Genomic DNA, 20,163 nt, shown 5'->3' with positions numbered 1-20,163 from the left:
ACACCGGACGACTGAATCACTTACAGGGAGGACTTCACACCATGATGCAGGCAGGTATTTTCACGGGTTATTTCCCGTATGGCCTCAAGGAAACCGCGCAGAAGATCCGTGCGCTCGATTTCAACACCGTGCAGCTCGACCTGCATTTCAGGGATATCGACCTTTCCGCCGGACAGATCACCAAGGACAAGGCCAAGACTGTCCGCGATACGTTCCGCGACCACAATCTGCCGATCTGCTGTGTGTCGGGCTACACCAACATCATCCATCCGGACCTGGGCGAGCGCGAGCGGCGCGTCGGCTATTTGAAGGAGATCATCCGCAACGCACGCCATTTCGGCACCCCTTACGTGATCTCGGAAACCGGTACCTACAACACCGAGTCCGACTGGGTGCATCACCCGAAGAACAAGACCGAGGAAGGTTTTGAGGAATGCCGCAAGGTCATCGCCGACCTTGCCCAGACCGCCTATGACCACGGCGCAGTCTTCCTGCTCGAAACCTATGTCAACAATGTCGTCGGTTCGGTCGAAGAGACGGTGAGGATGTTCGCGCAGATCGACCACCCAGGCCTCGGCCTGCTGATGGACCCGACCAACTATTTCGAAACGCACAACATCGACAGGATGGACCAGATCCTGAACCAGGTGTTCGACACATTGACCGACAAGATCAAGATTGCCCACGCCAAGGACGTCAAGCGTTCCGGCGGCGACAAGTCGGAAAAGCACGCAGACATCGGCGACGAGGACGCGCTGGAGAGCCACACCTTCCGCGGCGTCGGCGAGATCGAGCTGCCGGCGCCCGGCCTCGGTTCGCTGAATTACGACCTCTATCTCAAGCGGCTGGCCGAAAAGCATCCGAACATCCCGGTCATCATCGAGCATCTTTCGGAAGACGACGTGCCCCGTGCCAAGAAATTCCTCGACGGAAAATTCCGCGCCAACGGACTGTGATGGCGCGGTTCGGCTACGAAACAAGGGAGGAAGAGAAATGTTGAAATTCGCGTTGAAAGTCGCTGCCGCGGCGACGGTTCTCGCCGGTGTTGCGCTGGGTACGCCGGCGCTGGCGCAGGACGCCCAGAAGACGTTCTACCTGCTGTCGCATGGCGGCCCGTCGGATGCCTTCTGGATCGACTGGAATGCCGGCGCCACCAAGGCCTGCGACCAGCTCAAGGTGACCTGCAAGATCTCGTTCAGCGGCGGCGACATGGCGGCGCAGAAGGAAGCCTTCAACTCGGCACTCGCCGCCAAACCGGACGGCATCGCCACGACCTCGGCGCAGCCCGGCCTGTGGACCGAGGAGGTCAAGGCAGCCAAGGCGGCCGGCATCCCGATCGTGTTCTTCAATACCGACGATCCGGCAACCGGCCGGCAGGCCTATGTCGGCGCCGACCTTAAGGAAGCCGGTGTCATCTGGGCGAAATATCTGGTCGACCACAAGATGGTGAAGCAGGGCGACAAAGTGTTCCTGCCGGTCGAAGTGCCGGGCGCCAGCTACCAGCAGCTCGAGACCGAAGGCATTGCCAGCGTCTTCGATCCGCTCGGCATCAAATATGACGTGGTCGATTGCGGCACCGATCCGGCCGGCATCATCGCCAAGATGACCGACTACATGGTTGCCAACAATCCGCCGGCAATCATCGCGCTCGGCGATTCCGTCGCGGCCAGCGTCAAGCGGGTGTTCGACGGCGCCGGCGTGCCGGCCGGCAAGATTCCGGTCGTCGGCTGGGGCAATTCGAAGGAAACCGCCGAGTCAGTCAAGTCCGGCTTCATCAACGCGGCTGCCTGGCAGTTCCCATCGGCGCAGGGCTTCATGCCGGTGGCGCTGCTCGGTCTCGCCGCCGCGGGCGAACCGATCGGCTACGACATTCACACGTTCAGCCTCTACGACGCCTCGAGCGTCGAACCGATCCTGAAACTCTACAACAAATGATTGAAACTGACGCTCGCCGCGCAGGCGGCGAGCGTCACCCTGGCGTATGGTTCGAACTGTCATGACAATTGCCGCAGAAGAGGAAATGCCGCGTGCCAAACGCAGGTCGAGCCTGATGCGCTCGCCGCAGTTCTCTTCGCTCGTCATCCTGATCGTCCTGCTGGCGGTGTTCGCGATCGCCGACGCGAATTTCCTGTCGCCGCTCAACATCTCCAACATGATGGCGTTCCTGCCCGAGCTCGGCATCATCGCGCTCGGCATGACGCTGCTTCTGACGGCGGGCGAGTTCGACCTTTCGGTCGGTGCCGTGTTCGGGCTGGCGCCGGTCGTCGTCATGCTGCTGGTGCAGAACGGCGGGTTTGATATTGGCGTCGCGCTGTTGGCCGGCCTGCTGCTCTGCATAGCGATCGGTGCGATCAACGGCCTGATCGTCACCAAGATCGGGATCTCGTCCTTCCTGGTGACACTGTCGATGTTGCTCGTCGTGCGTGGGGCAGCGCTTTACATCACCCAAGGCTTTCCGCTGAAATCCTGGAACCAGCCAGGCTTCTTCGTGACGCTGCTGGCCGGCAGCTTCAATATCGGAACGTTCCGTTTCTATACCTCGCTGTGGTGGTTCATCGGCCTGTCGCTACTGGCGATCTATGTGCTGCGCTACGCCAAGCTCGGCAACTGGATCAGCGCTATCGGCTCGAACCGTAACGCTGCCGTGGCGCGCGGCGTGCCGGCCGATGCGGTCAAGATCTGGCTGTTCATCCTGACCTCGGTGCTGGCCGGTCTCGCCGGCATGATCAGCGCCTTCCGCATCTCTGCCGCCTCGCCGGTGGCCGGCACCGGCTACGAGCTCGAGGTGATCGCCATGGTGGTGGTCGGCGGCACTGCGCTGACCGGTGGGCGCGGCACCATCCTAGGCACCATCGTCGGCGCGCTGATGCTGCGCAGCATCCGCAACGGCATCGTGCTGATCGGCGTGCCCGGGCTCGCCTACAACATCTTCGTCGGCATCATCATCCTTGCCATGCTCATCCTGCACGCTTTGCTGCAGAAGAACGCCGCCAGGAGCTGATCATGGAAGTGCTTCGGCTGCAGAATTTGCAAAAATCCTTCGGCAGCGTCCGCGCCCTGAAGAGCGCCTCCTTCACGCTCAACGAGGGCGAAGTGGTGGCCTTGCTCGGTGACAACGGCGCCGGCAAATCGACGCTGATCAAGGCGATCTCGGGCGTGTTTCCGGTCGATCGCGGCGAGATCTATGTGCGCGGCCAGAAGGTCTCGATCCGCTCGACACGCGATGCGATGGATCTCGGCATCGAGACCATCCACCAGGACACCTCGCTGGCGCCCGATCTCAGCATTGCGCGCAATCTTTTCCTCGGCCGCGAGCCGGTCAATCTCAAATGGCTGGGCGTGTTCGCGCCGCTCGATCTCGCTCGATTGCGCGATGCTGCGTCGGCTCTATTGAAGCGCGTCGGCATCTCGAAAAAACTCGACGCCGATGCGCTGGTCAGCACATTGTCGGGCGGCGAGCGCCAATCGATCGCCATTTCGCGTGCCATGCAATTTGCCGCCAAGGTCATCATCCTCGACGAGCCGACCAACAATCTCGGCGTCGAGGAAACGCACGGCGTGCTGCGCTTCGTCAAGGAAGTGCGCGACGCCGGTCACTCGGTGCTTTTGATCACCCACAACATCCATCACGTCTTCCAGGTCGCCGATCGCATCATCGTCATGCGCCGCGGCGAGATCGTCGCCGAGCAGACGGTCGCCGACACCGACCTGCTGACCGTGGAAAGCATCATCACCGGCGCCGACATGTCGGCCCTGCTCAAGGAGACGAGAGCGAAATGAAGGTCGGGAGCAAAGTGAAAGAACTGGCCGTCACATGGTAGAGCTTTACGGCAAGACGCTGTCGCGCCGGCAGGTCTCGGAACGATCCGGCATGCTGTCGCAGTTCGCCGGCGTGCGGCTGATGACGCTTGGCGACGGCGTCGAGCGCGGCATCCGCATGCTCGAATTCCGCACCGGCTCCGGCCTGCGCTTCACTGCGCTGGTCGACCGGGCGCTCGACATCGCCGACTGCGACTTCAAAGGCCAGGCGATCGGCTGGCACTCGCCGAGCGGTTTTCGCCATCCCGGCCTGCACGAGTATGAAGGCGAGGAGGGATTGGCGTGGGCGCGGTCGTTTTCCGGCCTTCTGCTGACCTGCGGCCTCGACCATATATTGTTCATGAACGAAGTACCGGCCGATACCTACAACTACCCGCCGAAGACGATGGTGCGCCATTCGCTGCACGGCCGCATCAGCACCATTCCGGCGCGGCTGACCGGCTATGGCGAGACCTGGGACGGCGACCGCTGCGTGTTGTGGGCCGAAGGCATCGTCCAGCAATCGACGGTATTCGGTGAAGATCTGCATCTGCTGCGGCGGATCGAGGCCGATGTCGGCGGCAACGAGATCCGGCTTTCGGACCGTGTCGTCAATCACGGCTTCAACCGGACGCCGCATATGTATTTCTACCACATCAATGTCAGTCATCCGGTGCTCGACGAGGGCGCGCGCTACCTGGCGCCGATCCGCGACGTCATCTGGGCAGGCCATGCCGGCGAGCGCTATGAGGCGCAGAAGGTCGGCTACCGCACGGTGCCGGCTCCGCAACCGGGGTTCAAGGAACAGGTCTGGCAGCACGAGCTCGGCGCCGACAGCGCCGGCGAAGTGCCGGTGGCGGTGGTCAACGATAGGCTCGGCCTCGGCTTCGAGGTGGTCACGCGCAAGGACCAATTGCCCTGCGCCTATCAATGGCAGAATTTCCAGGCCGGGCAGTACGCGCTTGGCATCGAGCCGTCGACGCATCATGTGCTTGGGAATCTGGCCGCGCGCGAACGCGGCGAGATGATTTGGCTGGAGCACGGCGAGAGCCGCTCCTACGATGCCGTGTTCCGGGTTCTCGACGGGGCCGGCGAGATCGCCGATGCGGAGAGCCGGATCGCGGCAATCGCCAGGCAGCCGCGAGAGGACTACCCGCAGCCGTCGGGCCGTTTTCCTGTTCTTGGAGGCAGGTCGTGATAATGGCGAACAAGATACGGGACACCAGTTGGGAGGCTGGCTCCGGCCGGAGCAGGGAGGGCTCGCGGCAGATCGGGAATCGGAGGTCACAATGGCTGGCACGGTAAAGCGCGATTACAGCCTGGTCGGCGAAAGCACGCGCAGGGCGATCGAGACGGGACTGGCCTCGGCGGAGTGGTACCACACGGATGTCCCCCGCAAGGCGATCAAGGAGTTGATGCAGCGCTCAGACGGTCCGGCGATCCGCGACACGATCATCTGGATCGTCGCCATCCTCGGCTCGGCCGCCGGCGCCATCTATTTCTGGGGTACCTGGTGGTGCGTGCCGTTCTTCTTCGTCTACGGCGTGCTCTACGGCTCGTCCAGCGACTCGCGCTGGCACGAATGCGGCCATGGCACTGCCTTCCGCACGCGCTGGATGAACGATGTCGTCTACCAGATCGCCAGCTTCATGCTGATGCGCAACCCGGTGACCTGGCGCTGGAGCCATGCCCGCCACCACACCGACACCATCATCGTCGGCCGCGACGCCGAGATCGCCGTGATGCGCCCGCCGGACCTTTTGCGTGCGGCGCTGGCTTTCACCGGCATCCTCGATTTTCGCTATTCGCTTCCGGCACTGGTACGCCAGGCGTTCGGCAAGCTGACGCCCGACGAGAAAAGCTACGTTCCCGAGATGGAACAGCACAAGGCCGTCATCGCGGCGCGCTGGCATATTGCCATCTACATCGCCACGATAGCACTCGCCCTCTACATGCAGTCGTGGGTGCCGGTGGTGCTCATCGGCGTGCCGCGCCTCTACGGCACCTGGCACATGGTTATGACCGGCCTGCTGCAACACATCGGTCTGGCCGACAACGTCGTCGATCACCGGCTCAACACCCGTACCGTGTACATGAACCCGATCAGCCGGTTCATCTACTGGAACATGAACTACCACGTCGAGCACCACATGTTTCCGATGGTGCCCTATCACGCGCTGCCCAAGCTGCATGAATTGATCAAGCACGATCTGCCGGAGCCGAACCCGTCGATATGGCATGCCTATCGCGAGGTCTGGCCTGTCCTGCTCAGGCAGCTCAAATACGAGGATTATTTCCTCAAGCGCGAACTGCCGCCAACGGCCAGGCCCTATCGTGGCGAGTTCCACGAAGTGAACATGTCGGCGGCGGCTGAATAGGCACCGCACCGGCGCCATGCAGAAAATTTCAGGAGAGATATAGAATGGCCGATTGGGTCGAAGCGTGCGCCGTGGACGATGTCGACGAGGAAGATGTCATCCGCTTCGACCATGGCGGCCGCACCTTCGCGATCTACCGTTCGCCGGACGATGAATTCTTCGCCACCGACGGGTTTTGTACGCATGAGAAGGCGCATCTGGCCGACGGGCTTGTCATGGACGACATCATCGAATGCCCAAAGCACAATGGCCGCTTCAATTATAAGACCGGCCAGGCGAAGGGCGCTCCCGTTTGCGTCAATCTTGCGACCTATCCAGTCAAGGTCGAAGCTGGCAAGGTGATGATCCAGATCGCCTGACCGGCCTTCTGTCACGTAGCAAAGGGGACCAAAATCCATGAGCCGGAAAAGACCGACCGTCGCAGACCTGCGGGCCATGAAGGGCAAGCGGCAGCTGACGATGCTGCGCGTGCTGACGATGGACGAGGCCGAGGCCGCCGAACGCGCCGGCGTCGACATCGTCTCGGTGCCGCCGGAGCTGGTGCTCAATCCGCAATACCGCGATGCGGCACCCAGCCTGTTCACCATGCCGGGCGAGAATTTCTTCGAGATCGGCACGGCCGACGATTTCGTCCGCTGGGCGTTCCGGCTCTACAAGGCCAGCGCCGATGCGGTCTATTGCAGCGCCGGCTATGCCACCATCAAGCGGATGGCCGACGACGCCATTCCGGTAATCGGCCATGTCGGCCTCATCCCGTCACGCGCCACCTGGACCGGCGGCTTCAAGGCTGTCGGCAAGACCGCCGACACCGCCATGCAGGTGTTCGAGGCGGTGAAGCAACTGGAGGCCGCCGGCGCGATCGGCGCCGAGATCGAGGTGGTGCCGGTGGAAGTGGCCAAGGCGATCTCGGAACGGACGTCGCTGATCATGCTGTCGATGGGAGCGGGCACCGGCTGTGACGCGCAGTATCTGTTCGCAGACGACATCCTCGGCCAGAACCGTGGCCACATGCCGCGCCATTCCAAGGTCTATCGCAATTTCGCCGCCGAATACGATCGCCTGCAGGCCGAACGCATCGCTGCCTTCTCCGAATATGTCGCCGATGTGAACAGCCTGGCGTATCCCGAAGACAGGCACGTCGTGCACATGGACCCGGACCAGCTCAGTCTGTTCCTGGAGAAGATCGAAGCCGCATAAGACGCCCCGGCAGCGGCACAAAGCGTCATCGCGGATCGTGAAGGCCGGTTCGGCGCCAGGGCCAGGTCATCGCATGGCCGGCTGCGATGCCACACGAAAGTTTGTTGGACCAGGTCTGGACGGCACCGGCCAGATGCTGTTGAAACCGGTGCGTCATCGGTTTGCCGGACAATTGTGCGGTTGCCGATGGAGCGGGTGAAAATTCCCCTTCGGACAGTTCTGCGCATGACCGCCATTCCCGAAAACAAAGCCTTGCCCGAAACCGCGCCGGCGGCGCGGCAAGCTCGGCGGGTGGCGCTGATCGTCGCCGTCGCCTTTTTCATGCAGCTTCTGGATTCGACCATCATCTCGACCTCGCTGCCGCAGATGGGAGAATCCTTCGGCGTACCGGCGGTGGCGATGAGCATCGGCATCACCGTCTATATGCTGACCATGGCGGTGTTCGTGCCGCTGTCCGGCTGGCTTGCCGACCGTTTTGGCGCGCGCAACATCTTCCTCGTGGCGATCGCCCTGTTCACGCTGGCCTCGCTCGTTTGCGGCATCTCACAGAACCTGGCCGAGTTCGTCGCCGCACGCGCGGTTCAGGGCCTGGGCAGCGCGCTGATGACGCCGGTCGGCCGCATCCTGGTGCTGCGCAACGCGCCGAAATCCGAGCTTCTCAACGCCACGGCGCTGATCACCTGGCCGGCGCTGTTCGCGCCGGTGGTCGGGCCGGTGCTTGGCGGCTTCATCACCACCTATCTCTCCTGGCACTGGAATTTCTTTATCAACATTCCGCTTGGGGTTGCCGGTTTGGCACTGGTCGCTCGCTTCATTCCCGGCGACCGCGAAGGCGGCGCTAGGCCGCTCGACTGGCCGGGCTTCCTGCTGACCTCGGTGGGGCTCGCCGCGATGCTCTATGGCCTCGAGCGCATCGCGCATCCGCAGGAGGGTGTGTTGCCGACCGTGGCATTGCTCGGCACGGGCATTTTGGTCGGCTGGCTGGCGGTGCGGCATCTGCGACGCGCCAACCATCCGCTGCTCGATCTCACAGCTTTCAAGGTGCAGACCTTCGCCATCTCGACGCTGTCGGCCGGCACGATCTTCCGGATCGCCATCAACGCCACGCCGTTCCTGCTGCCGCTTTTGTTCCAGGTCGGCTTCGGCCTGAGCCCGGTCGATGCGGGCATGATGATCCTGGCCTATTTCCTCGGCAATCTCGGTATGAAGGCGGTGACGACGCCGACGCTGAGGCGATTCGGTTTCCGTTCGGTGCTGATCGTCAACGGCGTGATCGCCTCTTTGTCGATCATGGCCTGCGCGGCGCTTTCGCCGCAGACGCCGCAAGCGTTGGTGGTGGTGCTGATGCTGATCGCCGGACTGTCGCGATCGATGCAGTTCACCGCGCTGAACACGCTGGCCTTCGCCGATGTGGCCTCACAGCAGCGTAGTTCGGCGGCGACGTTGTCCAGCATGCTGCAGCAGGTGGCGATGCTGTTCGGCGTGGCGGTTGCGGCGGCACTGCTCAACCTGTCACAGATCGCCAGGGGCGCGGCAGCGCTCGATCTCGTCGACTTCCGCCTTGCCTTCCTGGTGATCGGCGCAATCGGGCTCGTCGCCTCGTTCCGCTTTCTGGCGTTGGCGAAGGCCGCCGGCGCCGAGGTCTCGGGCCATGTTTCGCGGATTTGACGCGGGAATCCAGCGGCGATCGCGGACATAAATTCTGCCTGCTTCGCTCGTTGTGGAACAAACTTTTGCGAACGGTTCGATTGGCACGGTCAATTGCAAAAGTGCTTGAGTTCCTGGCATTGCGCCAGCCTCGCTAATCGGCGCGTCCAACCGCAGAATTTCCTCGCAAGCCGGCCTGCAATGCGCGGATTCATTTGACGAATTGGTCTTGAGCCGATTAGCTTTCGTTCCGATGGCCGCAGAGGGAGCAGGGCGTAGCCATCGCGGGTGAAAGCGGGCAATGAACGCGACCGGCTGGCTAAACTGGAGAAGCCTGAACCAGGAGGGCATTGTCTTTGCCATCGCGGTTGTGCTGTTCATTGCCGCCGCCATCGGACTGCCCGGGTTTATCAACTCGAACAATCTCGTTGCCATCGTGCGCTCGGTCTCGGTGCTGGGCATATTGGCGCTCGGCATGGCGGTCGTCATTATCGGCAGGGGCATCGACCTGTCGGCGGTGGCGATCATGGCGATGTCGGTCGCCTGGTATCTGCAACTGCTGAATTCGGGAACATCCGACGAGCTGGCCTTCGCCTATGTGCTCGCCGGCGTTCTCGCCATCGGGCTGTTGAACGGAATCCTGGTCGCCTACGCCGAGGTTCCGGCGATCTTCGTGACGCTGGCGACCGCATCCTTCGTCTTCGGCTATGTGCGTTCACAACTGATCACGCAGGACGCCGTGCCGGTGCCGCCCGGCCATTGGGTCGAGCTTCTGGGCGGGCTGCGTTTCCTCGACATCCCGGTCGAGGTGTTTGTCTTCGCCGGGCTGGCTTTCGCCTTTTTCCTGTTCCTGCGCTACACCAAATGGGGCCGCTACGTCTATTTCGCCGGCGACAACCCGGTCGCGGCGCGCAACATCGGCATTCCAGTGCGCCCGATGCTGGTGCTGCGCTACGTGCTGTCGGCCCTGGTCTCGCTGGTGGCCGGCCTGCTCACCGCCGCCAGCCTGCATTCGATCAACACCCGCATCGTCAATTCCACGCTGCTCTACGACATCGTGCTGGTGGCGGTGATCGGCGGCATCGGTCTGTCTGGCGGGCGGGGCGGGGTGCGCAACGTGCTGGTGGGTGCCGCGCTGATCGGCATCCTGCTCAACGCGATGACCATCATCGACATTCCGCTGCTCTATCAGAACCTGATCAAGGCCGCGATCCTGCTGGCGGCGATCATCGTCGACGGATTCATCAATCCGCGCGACGAGCAGACCGCGCAGCAAGGCGACATTTAGACTGACGCGAACGGTTGGGGCCGGCCGCGAACGACAACGACCAAACCAGAGGATGTGACATGAAAATCATCAGGACGTTTATGGCTGCCGCGGCAGCGCTTGCCGCCTCCGCATTCGTGGCGCCGGGCTTCGCGGCCGAAGATCCGGGTCCGGGCGCCTATTCGCAAGCACTCAAGGGCAAGCGCGTGATGCTGGTACCGATGGCGATGGGCTTCGACCTGGCACAGGGCTGGGCGCATTACCTGAAGACGGAGGTCGAGGCCTGGGGTGGCGTGTTCGAGACGCGTGACCCGAACTGGGTGGTCGATGCCGGCGCGCAGGCGATAACCGACGCAATCTCGTCGGACACCAGGCCGGACGTGCTGATCATCCATTCGCCGGACCTCAACTCCTATGCCAAGCTGATGAAGAAGGCGCAGGCGGCCGGCACCTATGTCCTGCTGGTCGACAATCCGGCGAACTTCCCGGCCGATGCCTTTGTCGGCAGCGACTGGGATCGCCTCGGCCAGCTGGAAGCCGAAGCGGCGATCAAGGGTTGTGGGCCGAACTCGTCCAAGAAGATCGGGCTGGTGCAGGGCGACCAGGCCAACTCATCGAGCCTCTACCAGTATGCCGGCATCATGAAGGTGCTGGACAAGAACCCGGACTTCAAGGTGGTGGCCAAGCCGGACTCCAACTGGGATGCGACGACCTCGCGCAACGTGACGACGACGATGCTGCAGCAGAACCCCGACATCTGCGCCATCATCGATTTCTGGGACGGCGACGCGACCGGCGCATCGGCCGCGATCCGCGATGCCAAGCTCGAGGGCAAAGTCTTTCTGGTCACCACCGGCGGTGGCGAAAAGACCGCCGACTGCGACAAGCTGCAGGACGGCACCTATGGCGCGGTGGTGATGACCGACCTTGCCCGCCAGTCGGGCGACATGAACGCCGTCATCAAGTTCCTGTTGCAGAGTGGCCAGCCGGCCGGCACCTCGCACACCTACATCTATACGCTGGAGAAGGCGACAACCAAGGCCGACCTCAAGCCAGACAGCTGCTGGGACTTGAAGGCACTGCAAGCCCAAGCTGCGGCCAAGTAAACCGCGGGTCCGTTGCAAGCATCGACGAGGTGGCCGGACCGGGTTCGGCCGCCTCTTTCTCTCTTGAGTGGCAGCAGCAACCGATGTCCTTTCGCGAACGCCTTCAATCCTGGCGCTACAATCTCGTGCCCGACCACCTCGTCGGCGAGATCCTAAGCAAGCGCTGGACCGACAACGCCATTCCTTTCCTGGCGCTGGTGGCGACGCTCGGTGTGTTCGGTTCGATCATCCCCGGCTTCTTCAAGCCGATGTCGCTGCAGGAATCGACCCGCCAGCTCGGCGAGTTCTCGCTGGTGGTCACCGGCATGACGGTGGTTATGCTGGGCGGCGGCATCGACCTTTCGGTCGGCTCGATCTTCGCGCTGTCCTGCTTTTCCGCCGTGTTCGTCTTCTTCATCCTCGAACAGTCGGTGTGGCTGGCGCTGGCCGCCTCGATCGTCACCGGCCTGCTGTTCGGCGCGATCAATGGCTATCTGATCGGCTATTTCCGCCTGCGCGCTTTCCTGACGACACTGGTCACCTTCATCTTCGGGCGGGCGCTGTTCGACATATTGGTCACCACCTATGCCGCCGACGTGCAGCTTTCCGATGCCACATCGGATGTGCTGGACTTCATCGGCGACGATACCTTTTGGGGCCTGTCGGTTGCGGTGTGGGCGGCGATTATCCTGGCCATCATCACCCACGTCGCGCTGACGCGCTCGCGGCCCGGCTGGCATGTGCAGGCGGTAGGCGGGTCGCGGCGCTCGGCCCACAATGCCGGCATCCGCGTGCGCCGCACCGTATTCATGACCTATGTGTTTTCCGGCTTCTGCGCCTCGCTCGGCGGCTTCCTCATCGCTTGCCGGCTGAGCGGGGCAGGGCCGGGCACAGGCCTCAACCTCGAGGTCATGGCGTTGACGGCGGCGGTCGTCGGCGGCGTCAGCCTGGGCGGCGGCCGCGGTTCGGTGATCAAGGGGCTGATGGGCGCGATCATCGTGCTGACCATGACCAACGGGCTGATCCGGCTGGGCTATGGCACCGGCACCAACCAGATGGTGCTGGGCATCATGCTGGCCGTCGCCGTCACCATCGACATTCGATGGCTGAAGAACCGCCACAAGGTGCTGGACGAGGTCTATGTCGCACCGGTCTACCTGAAGATGGGCGCAACGCAGTCGGCGGCGCCGGGCTCGGGCACGCCTTACGAACTCGACAACCGGCTGTCGGAGGCCGACCATATCGGGCTCGGCGAGCTGGAAGGCCCGGAAGACGTCATCCTCGACCGCGACGATCATCTCTATTGCGGCACCAGGCATGGCGAGATCGTCCGCTTCTTCGCGCCGGATTACAAACGCTCGGAGGTCTTTGCCCATATTGGCGGCTTTCCACTCGGCCTGGCCTTCGACAAGACAGGCAATCTGATCAGCTGCGTTGGCGCGATGGGCCTCTATTCGGTCTCGCCGCAGCGCGAGGTGAAGCGGCTTTCGGCGGAAACGTCGCGCTCCTGGACCTCGATCGTCGACGATGCGCGGCTGCGCGACCCCAATGATTGCGACATCGCGCCGGACGGCCGCATCTACTTCACCGATTCCACCAAGCGCTATGACGCGCACGACTGGGCGCTGGACTCGATCGAGAACCGCGCCACCGGGCGGCTGCTTGTCTATGACCCGAGGGACGGCTCGACGAGAACGCTGCTCGACGGCTACCGCTATACCAACGGCGTGTGCATGGCGCATGACGGCAAGTCGCTGTTTTTTGCCGAAAGCTGGGCCTGCCGTGTGCATCGCTATTGGCTGGTAGGGCCGAAAGCAGGCAGCGCCGAATGCGTCATTCGCGACATGCCGGGTTACCCCGACAACATCAACCGTGCCTCCGACGGCAATTACTGGATGGCCTGGCTCGGCATGCGCACGCCGAGCTTCGACCTGTCGCTGCGCCATCCCGACATGCGCAAGCGCATGACGCGCCGGCTGCCGCAGGACGAATGGCTGTTCCCCAACATCAACACCGGCGGTGTGGTGAAATTTGACGAGAACGGCGGCATCGTCGAGGCGATGGGCGACCTGTCGGGCGCCGCGCATCCGATGGTGACTTCGATGCGCGAGCACAAGGGTTTTCTGTTCGTGGGCGGCATCCTCAACAACCGGATCGGCCGCTACCGGATTGCCGGCGCCGACCCGAACAGGACCAGCCCTGCTTCCTACTGGGGAGCAAAGGCATGATGCTGGACCCGATCCTCGACATCTTTCGCGGCAAGGCGGTGACAATCCCGCCGCTTGATGGCGCCTTCAGGCCGAATACGCTGCTGGACGATGCTGCGGCCTTTGCTGAACTGCCCGAGCCTGACAATCTGCTGATCGCTGACGGCCGGCTGCTGGCGTCCAGTGCCAATGCCGTCTACGCGGTCACCGCCGGTGGCGCGCCTGTTCTGGTCGAGACATTTCCCTCCTGCGTCACAGCGCTCGCGCGCTCGCCCGCCGGCGAACTGACGGTCGGGCTCGAAAGCGGCAGGCTGCTGATTGCAGGCAAGGAGGCCGCCCTGCCGGCCGAGATCCGCTGCATCACAGCACTCGCCTATGCGGAAGATGGCACGCTTTGGCTGGCCAATGGCTCGGCCGACCACGGGCCGTCGCAATGGGCCGCCGATCTGATGAAGAAGGGCGCATCGGGTTCGCTGTGGAAGCGCGATCCGGCAGGCAGCGAATTCCGCAAGCTCGCCGGTGACATCGCCTTTCCCTATGGGCTGCATCCAACCGGCAAGGACGTGCTGGTCGGCGAGAGCTGGCGGCACCAACTCGTCCGCTTCGACAGCGCGACAGGCAGCCGCTCGACGGTGCTGGCGCATCTGCCCGGCTATCCCGCGCGGCTATCGCCCGCCGCCGATGGCGGTGCCTGGCTGGCGCTGTTTGCGCCCCGGAACCGTCTGATCGAATTCGTGCTGCAGGAAACGCACTATCGAAACGACATGCTGGCGCAAGTGCCGCCGCAGCACTGGATCGCGCCGGCACTCGCCTCCAACCGCAGCTTCCTCGAGCCGCTGCAATGCGGCGGCATCCGCACCATGGGCATCCACAAGCCATGGTCGCCGAGCCGCTCCTACGGGCTGGTGGTCAGGCTCGATCGGGAGATGCGGCCGCAATTCAGCCTGCACAGCCGCGCCAACGGCACGCGCCACGGCATCTGCAGCGTGGCGGAGAAAGACGGTCGCCTGTTCATCGCCTCGAAAGGCGGCGATTGCCTGCTGGCTATCGATCTGGCCTCAGGAGGGCATCGCTGATGGAACCGATCGTCCGCCTGGAGACAACGCCGGCGATGATCTTGGTCAGCGTCGATTTTCCCGCGCCATTTTCGCCGAGCAGCGCGTGAATCTCGCCCTTGCGCAGCTCGAAGCTGACATTCTTCACCGCGGGCACGCCGCGATAGGTCTTGGTCACGTCGACGCGACATCGGGAAAGATGTTCCACAAGGGCCAGGAGATCGCCTACGCCTCGCCGCATGCGGCGCTTCAAGCCGGCATCGCCATGGTGTTCCAGGAGACCAGCCTGGTGCCGTCGATGACCGTGGCGCAGAACCTCTATCTCGGCACCGAGAGCTTTCTCAACCGGCTGCGCGGCACCTACATCTCGGCGCAGCAGTTCCTGCAGTCGCTGAATTTTCCCGTCGACCCTAATGCCATGGTGGCGACGCTGGGCGCGGCCAAGCGGCAGATGGTCGAAATTGCACGCGCCGTCCACCACAATGCCGAGATCATCATCTTCGACGAGCCGACGGCGACGCTGACGCCAGAGGAAAAGCGGCACTTCTTCGCGCTGATCCGCCGGCTCAAGGCAAGGGGCGTGTCGATCGTCTTCATCAGCCATGCGCTCGAAGAGGCGCTTGATATCGCCGACCGCATCACCATCCTGCGCGACGGCGAGCTGGTGATCACCGACGATACCGTCGCTTTCGATCGCGACAGGATCGTCGCGGCGATGGTCGGGCGCACGCTTTCGGGACAGCTCTACAGCCAGCGCGACGAGACCAAACTGCGCAAGCCCGGCAGGAAGGTGCTGTCGGTGCAGGACATCTCGATGAGCAATGTCGTGCGCAACAATTCCTTCTCGATCTTCGAGGGCCAGATCACCGGCGTCTTCGGACTGATCGGCTCGGGCCGCACCGAGACGTTCAAGATCGTCTCCGGCATCTACAGGCGCGACTTCCTGCGCGGCGGCACTATCGAGCTGCACGACCGACCGGTGCGCTATCTCGTGCCGAGCGAGGCGGTGGCGGACGGCATCGTCTATGTCACCGAAGATCGCAAGAGCGAGGGGATTTTCGAGACGATGGACGTCGCCGAGAACCTGTTCGGCGGCTTTTTGGCGGCGGGGCGGGAAAAGGGCTGGGTAATCAATGCGCAGGAGATGCGGACGCTGTCGGCCGAATGGACCAGGACGCTGAACGTCAAGGCGATCAACGACAATGCCCGGGTGGTCGAGCTTTCCGGCGGCAATCAGCAGAAGGTGGTGATCGGCAAGGGGCTGGTGCAGAAGCCGCGCATCGTCATCTTCGACGAACCGACGCGCGGCGTCGATGTCGGCGCGATTGCCGAAATCCACCAGATAATCAACCGGCTGGCCGATGAAGGCCTCGCAGTCGTCGTCATCTCGTCCTACCTGCCGGAGATCATGAACCTGTCCGACCGCATCCTGGTCTGCCGGCAAGGCCGCATCGTCGAGGAGTTCTCGCCGGCGGAGGCGACAGAGGAGAAGATCATGTACGCGGCGGTGCATTAGGTTCCCGGGCGATGCGTACTTCGACAATTGGCCGAGTCGCCAGTCCATTCGTCGTCCTGGGGTCTGCGCCGCGTCGCTTCGCTCCTTGCTTCGCCCCAGGACGACGAATGGACTGGCGACTCGGCCAGCCTTACGGTCTTGCCTCAGCGCGTCGATTGCTGATTCACCCAAGGCGGTTAGCCGCCTTCTCTCCCGACCTGATTCAACGACCTCGCATAACGATCCAAACGAAAGGACCAAGCCATGGCCACCACAAGACTTCTGAGCGATGCCGAGGTGGAAAAAATCCCGGCGGTCAAGGCGGTGTTCGACGACATACGTGCGACGCGCAAATCCGATTTCGTCAACAATTTCTGGCGTGGGTTGGCCAATGATCCCCCAGCGCTGAAGCGGATCTGGGAACAGCTCAAGGTAGTGATGGTCGCGGACAGCGCCATCGACCCGCTGACCAAGGAGATGATCTACATCGCCGTCTCGACCGCCAATGGCTGCTCCTATTGCGTCCATTCCCACACTGCCGCAGCGCGGGCCAAGGGCATGACCGACGCACAGCATGGCGAACTGGTCTCGATCATCGGGCTGGCCGGGCAGACCAACCAGATGGTCACCGCGATGCAGATACCGGTCGATCCGCAGTTCGAGGTGCGGTGAGGTGAGGCGCGGCGCCTTCCCTTCTCCCCTTGTGGGAGAAGGTGGCCGAGCGAAGCTCGGTCGGATGAGGGGTGCTGGACGGATCGCTGCCTTGGAGACGTAAGTGCTTCAAATCGCTTGGATTTTCTCCGCCGAGTTTCTTCCAGCACCCCTCATCCGTCTCGGCGCTACGCGCCGATCCACCTTCTCCCACAAGGGGAGAAGGGATGCGCGCTACACCGGCCGATATACCTTCTCCGCCGTGTTCCAGAAGATATCGGCCTCTGCCGCCGTGCCGTGCTTGCCCACCGCTTCCCGGTGCGCCCTGATCAACTCGGCATGGCTGGTCCACAGCTTCTCGATCGGGAAGTTCGAGCCGAACATCAGATGATTGCTGCCGAGGATGTCGATGGCATTGTCGACGATATAGGCGATCAGCGCCGGGTCGTTGCGGTGGACGAAGGTGCCGAGGCCGGACAGCTTTGCATAGAGGTTGGGCGCCGCTGACAGCGTGCGCAGGCCGGACTTCCACGCCTCGGTGGTCTCCGGCTCCATGTCGGTCAGCATGCCGGCGTGGGTGAGAATGAAATTGGTCTCGGGGTTCTCGCCGACGAGCGTCAGCCCATCCTTCATCTGGGCGGGGAAAAGCTGCAGGTCGAAGGACAGGCCGTAATCCTTCAGCCGCGCGACATTGGCCCGCACCTTCGGGTCGATGACCTGATCGGCCGAGGCGGCGAAGCGGAAGGCCGGCGTTCCGTGCCAGTGCAGCTGCATGCGCACGCCGCGCAGCAGTGGATATTTTTTCAGCCGGTCGATCTGGGGCCTGATATCGTCCACGGTCATATCGGCATAGCCCACGATGGCGTGCGGCCAGCCGGTTTCTTCCGCGGTCTTCTGCAGGAACGCCACCTCGTTCTCGAAATCCTCCTTCGCCCAGTTGGTCTGTACGTAGACCGCCTTCTCGACGCCCGAACCTTGCTGGTCGGCGAGGAATTCCTCGATCGGATAATCGCGGCGGATCGGCTCGTAGGGGCCAAAGATGCGCGGCACCATCGGCCCGCGCAGCCAGGGCTGGTCCTCTCGGCGCCAGATGTGGAAATGCGCGTCGATCGCCTTCTTCATCACGAAACCCTTTTCCAGATTGCCGCGGCGGCCGGAGCTGGGCGGGCGAGCGACAGGATGAACTCGGTGAGACCGGCGATCGAGGAGCCGTCGACCAGATCGTCGAGCACCGGCAGGATGGCGCGAAGTGCTGCCGTTGCCGGCCGGAAGCGCGGGTCGCCGGCCAATGGCGTCGCCAGCGAAAGCCGAAAGGCGCGGGCGCTCAGCCGGCGCATCGCCGTCTCCAGCTCGGCATGATCGCCGCGCTCCAGCGCATCGGACAGGATGACGATTGCCGCCCCGCGTGCAAAGGCGGAGAAGCGCGGCACCGATAGAAACGCGAGCAGCGTCGGTCCCATACGGGTGCCGCCGTCCCAGTCGTCGACCTGGGCAGCGGCGCGGGCCAGCGCCTGATTGCGGTCGCGAATGCGCAGCGCCGAGGTGATGCGGGTCAGCCGTGTGCCGAAAGTGAAGACCTCCGCCCGATCGGCGCCTTGCACGGCCGCATGCGCCAGCTTGAGATAGTCCGATGTATAGAGCTTCATCGAGCCGGACACGTCGATCAGCATGAGAAGCTTGCGCGGCACTGTCTGCCGCCGGCGCAGCAGCGGCGAGGGGATATCGCCGTCGGCACTGACGATTTCGCGCAGCGAGCGGCGCAGGTCGAGCTTGCCGCGGGCATTCGTGCGCACGGTGCGGAAGGAGCGGCGGGCGGGCAACGCGGTGGCGAGCTTGCGACGGAAGGCGGCAAGCCCGCCGCTATCGCGATGAAACTCGCGGACGCTCAACTGTTCGCTCGCCGAAGACAGTTCGCCGCCTTCCTGCTGGCGGACCACCTCGATTTCTTCTTCGCTCGTTCCGCCATCGTCCTTGATCCGGGTTTCCTCGTCGGCCTCGCCTTCGACCACGGCAGCAGTGCTGCCATAGAAATGGCTCTGGAAATGCGCCTCGAATTCGTCGCGGCGGTCGGGCGGCGGCGCCAGCGTGGCGAGGGCGGCCTCGCGGATATCGGCCATCGAGCGCGGCCCGAGCAGGGTTACGGCCTGCATGAAGTCTAATACCTGCTCCGGCGCGACAGCAAAGCCATAGCGGCGGAGCAGCCGGCCGAAGCCGAGCATTGGGGTTGCGGCGCGCGGCAAGCTTTCTCCCCGCATCATTCCTTCGCGCCCCCCTCTGTCCTACCGGACATCTCCCCCTCAAGGGGGGAGATTGGCAGCTTTGACGCTCCGCTGATTTCTGCAATGTTGGAGTTTAGCGAAAGCCGGGATGACATCTGATCTCCCCCCTTGAGGGGGAGATGCCAAGTGGTGGCAAAGAGGGCAGGACAGAGGGGGGTGCTGTCCCGCCAACGTTGCGGAATGGACGGGAGGAGGGGATTGCCGACTTCCCGGCTCACGCCAGCGCCTCCTCGACAATCTTGCCGAGTTCGGGCGCGATGCAGGAAAGGTCCTCCTCGTCCTTGATCAGCACGCCGATGGCGCGGCGGAAGGCTTCCGGCCACGGGCTGCCGCCTTCTTCGAGGATGGTCGCGGCGTTGGCCCATTCGACCGCCTCGGCGATGCCTGGTGGCTTGGCCAACGGACGGGCGCGAATGTCGCGCACGGCGGCAGCCACGGCGCGGGCCGTGGCCTCGGCGACATCGCCGGCGCGCAGCATGATGATCTCGGCTTCGCGCCCGGCGTCGGGATAGGTGATCCAGTGATAAACGCAGCGTCGCCGCAGCGCTTCGGCCAGTTCACGGGTGCGGTTCGAGGTCAGGATGACGATCGGCTGCGCCGTCGCGCGGATGGTGCCGCGCTCGGGAATGCTGATCTGGAAATCGGAGAGGAACTCCAGCAGCAGCGCTTCGAATTCATGGTCGGAACGGTCGATCTCGTCGACCAGCAGCACGCGCTTTTCCGGCGCCTTCAGCACCTGCAGCAGCGGCCGCGCGATGAGGAAGCGGTCGTGGTAGATGTCGATCTCGTGCTCGCCGGCATGGCGGATGGCGAGCAGCTGGCGCTGGTAGTTCCATTCGTAGAGCGCGTGTGCTGCGTCGATGCCCTCATAGCATTGCAGTCGCACCAGCTCACGCCCGAGCACTTCGGCAATCGCCTTCGCCGCTTCCGTCTTGCCGACGCCCGGTGCGCCTTCGAGCAGCAGCGGCTTGCCCAGCCTTATCGCCAGGAAGATGGCGGTGGCCAGGCTTTCGTCGGCCAGATAGCGCGAGGCGGCGAGGCGCGACGCCACCGCCTCCGGCGATGTCGCGACAGTCTCGGCACTTCTCTTGGGCATTTCCAACA

At 63.5% G+C, this 20,163-nt stretch carries 18 protein-coding genes and 1 pseudogene; 15 read left to right on the top strand and 4 right to left on the bottom strand.

The features are described from left to right. Nucleotides 1-41: 41 nt before the first annotated feature. The 13 genes from NKI17_RS28010 (at nucleotide 42) to NKI17_RS27950 (ending at nucleotide 14,655) form a co-directional block, all read left to right on the top strand. Nucleotides 42-956, top strand: coding sequence for a sugar phosphate isomerase/epimerase family protein (locus NKI17_RS28010; protein WP_023675780.1), 915 nt, complete (start codon nucleotides 42-44; stop codon nucleotides 954-956). A 37-nt stretch (nucleotides 957-993) separates the two neighbouring features. Further along, nucleotides 994-1,935 carry a sugar ABC transporter substrate-binding protein gene (locus NKI17_RS28005; RefSeq protein ID WP_352907080.1) on the top strand — a complete coding sequence of 314 codons (942 nt, stop codon included), beginning with the start codon at nucleotides 994-996 and terminating at the stop codon, nucleotides 1,933-1,935. Nucleotides 1,936-1,996: 61 nt separating this feature from the next. Continuing rightward, complete coding sequence (locus tag NKI17_RS28000; RefSeq protein ID WP_352907079.1) at nucleotides 1,997-3,001, top strand: ABC transporter permease; 1,005 nt, start codon at nucleotides 1,997-1,999, stop codon at nucleotides 2,999-3,001. Then, nucleotides 2,998-3,780, top strand: a complete 783-nt coding sequence (locus tag NKI17_RS27995) for an ATP-binding cassette domain-containing protein (protein ID WP_352700216.1) — start codon at nucleotides 2,998-3,000, stop codon at nucleotides 3,778-3,780. Before NKI17_RS28000 ends, NKI17_RS27995 begins: the two co-directional genes overlap by 4 nt. 34 nt (nucleotides 3,781-3,814) lie before the next feature. Then, nucleotides 3,815-4,996 (top strand): aldose 1-epimerase family protein, encoded by a 1,182-nt coding sequence (locus NKI17_RS27990; protein ID WP_352907078.1) that lies wholly within the window; start codon nucleotides 3,815-3,817, stop codon nucleotides 4,994-4,996. 91 nt (nucleotides 4,997-5,087) lie between these two features. Continuing rightward, nucleotides 5,088-6,176, top strand: a complete 1,089-nt coding sequence (locus NKI17_RS27985; protein ID WP_352907077.1) for a fatty acid desaturase family protein — start codon at nucleotides 5,088-5,090, stop codon at nucleotides 6,174-6,176. Between the two features lie 44 nt (nucleotides 6,177-6,220). Then, nucleotides 6,221-6,535 (top strand): MocE family 2Fe-2S type ferredoxin, encoded by a 315-nt coding sequence (locus NKI17_RS27980; protein ID WP_352458302.1) that lies wholly within the window; start codon nucleotides 6,221-6,223, stop codon nucleotides 6,533-6,535. A 37-nt stretch (nucleotides 6,536-6,572) separates the two neighbouring features. Further along, nucleotides 6,573-7,373 (top strand): 3-methyl-2-oxobutanoate hydroxymethyltransferase, encoded by an 801-nt coding sequence (locus tag NKI17_RS27975; RefSeq protein WP_023675787.1) that lies wholly within the window; start codon nucleotides 6,573-6,575, stop codon nucleotides 7,371-7,373. Between the two features lie 225 nt (nucleotides 7,374-7,598). Continuing rightward, entirely contained in the window at nucleotides 7,599-9,041 is a 1,443-nt protein-coding gene (locus NKI17_RS27970) for a DHA2 family efflux MFS transporter permease subunit (RefSeq protein ID WP_352797896.1), read from the top strand. Nucleotides 9,042-9,321: 280 nt separating this feature from the next. Continuing rightward, nucleotides 9,322-10,308, top strand: a complete 987-nt coding sequence (locus NKI17_RS27965; protein WP_352797899.1) for an ABC transporter permease — start codon at nucleotides 9,322-9,324, stop codon at nucleotides 10,306-10,308. Between the two features lie 59 nt (nucleotides 10,309-10,367). After that, on the top strand, nucleotides 10,368-11,393 hold the full coding sequence (locus tag NKI17_RS27960; RefSeq protein WP_352797901.1) for a sugar ABC transporter substrate-binding protein: 1,026 nt from the start codon (nucleotides 10,368-10,370) through the stop codon (nucleotides 11,391-11,393). A gap of 83 nt (nucleotides 11,394-11,476) precedes the next feature. After that, entirely contained in the window at nucleotides 11,477-13,600 is a 2,124-nt protein-coding gene (locus NKI17_RS27955; RefSeq protein WP_352907076.1) for an ABC transporter permease, read from the top strand. Next, nucleotides 13,597-14,655: an SMP-30/gluconolactonase/LRE family protein gene (locus NKI17_RS27950; protein ID WP_352907075.1), complete on the top strand. Its 1,059-nt coding sequence runs from the start codon at nucleotides 13,597-13,599 to the stop codon at nucleotides 14,653-14,655. The genes NKI17_RS27955 and NKI17_RS27950 overlap by 4 nt, the downstream gene beginning before the upstream one ends. Here NKI17_RS27950 and NKI17_RS37085 read toward each other — a convergent pair. Beyond that, nucleotides 14,624-14,842: an ATP-binding cassette domain-containing protein gene (locus tag NKI17_RS37085; RefSeq protein WP_502894635.1), complete on the bottom strand. Its 219-nt coding sequence runs from the start codon at nucleotides 14,840-14,842 to the stop codon at nucleotides 14,624-14,626. The genes NKI17_RS27950 and NKI17_RS37085 overlap by 32 nt on opposite strands. On the opposite strand from NKI17_RS37085, the pseudogene NKI17_RS27940 reads away from it, so the two are divergent. Then, nucleotides 14,804-16,150 (top strand): annotated as a pseudogene (locus tag NKI17_RS27940) (sugar ABC transporter ATP-binding protein); the annotation flags it as partial. The gene NKI17_RS37085 and the pseudogene NKI17_RS27940 sit on opposite strands and share 39 nt — an antisense overlap. A 243-nt stretch (nucleotides 16,151-16,393) precedes the next feature. Then, nucleotides 16,394-16,801, top strand: a complete 408-nt coding sequence (locus tag NKI17_RS27935; RefSeq protein ID WP_352907073.1) for a carboxymuconolactone decarboxylase family protein — start codon at nucleotides 16,394-16,396, stop codon at nucleotides 16,799-16,801. 213 nt (nucleotides 16,802-17,014) lie between these two features. Here NKI17_RS27935 and NKI17_RS27930 read toward each other — a convergent pair whose 3' ends face one another. From NKI17_RS27930 to NKI17_RS27920, 3 genes are all read right to left on the bottom strand, one after another. Beyond that, on the bottom strand, nucleotides 17,015-17,902 hold the full coding sequence (locus NKI17_RS27930) for an amidohydrolase family protein (protein ID WP_352798620.1): 888 nt from the start codon (nucleotides 17,900-17,902) through the stop codon (nucleotides 17,015-17,017). Then, nucleotides 17,902-19,038, bottom strand: coding sequence for a vWA domain-containing protein (locus NKI17_RS27925; protein ID WP_352798618.1), 1,137 nt, complete (start codon nucleotides 19,036-19,038; stop codon nucleotides 17,902-17,904). Before NKI17_RS27925 ends, NKI17_RS27930 begins: the two co-directional genes overlap by 1 nt. 235 nt (nucleotides 19,039-19,273) lie before the next feature. Then, nucleotides 19,274-20,155, bottom strand: coding sequence for an AAA family ATPase (locus NKI17_RS27920; RefSeq protein WP_352798616.1), 882 nt, complete (start codon nucleotides 20,153-20,155; stop codon nucleotides 19,274-19,276). Nucleotides 20,156-20,163 lie beyond the last annotated feature (8 nt).

This window comes from Mesorhizobium sp. M0816, assembly GCF_040320005.1.
Lineage (GTDB): Bacteria > Pseudomonadota > Alphaproteobacteria > Rhizobiales > Rhizobiaceae > Mesorhizobium.
The sequence above is the reverse complement of the archived record's forward strand: the minus strand, read 5'-3'. Positions and strand labels throughout refer to the sequence as shown.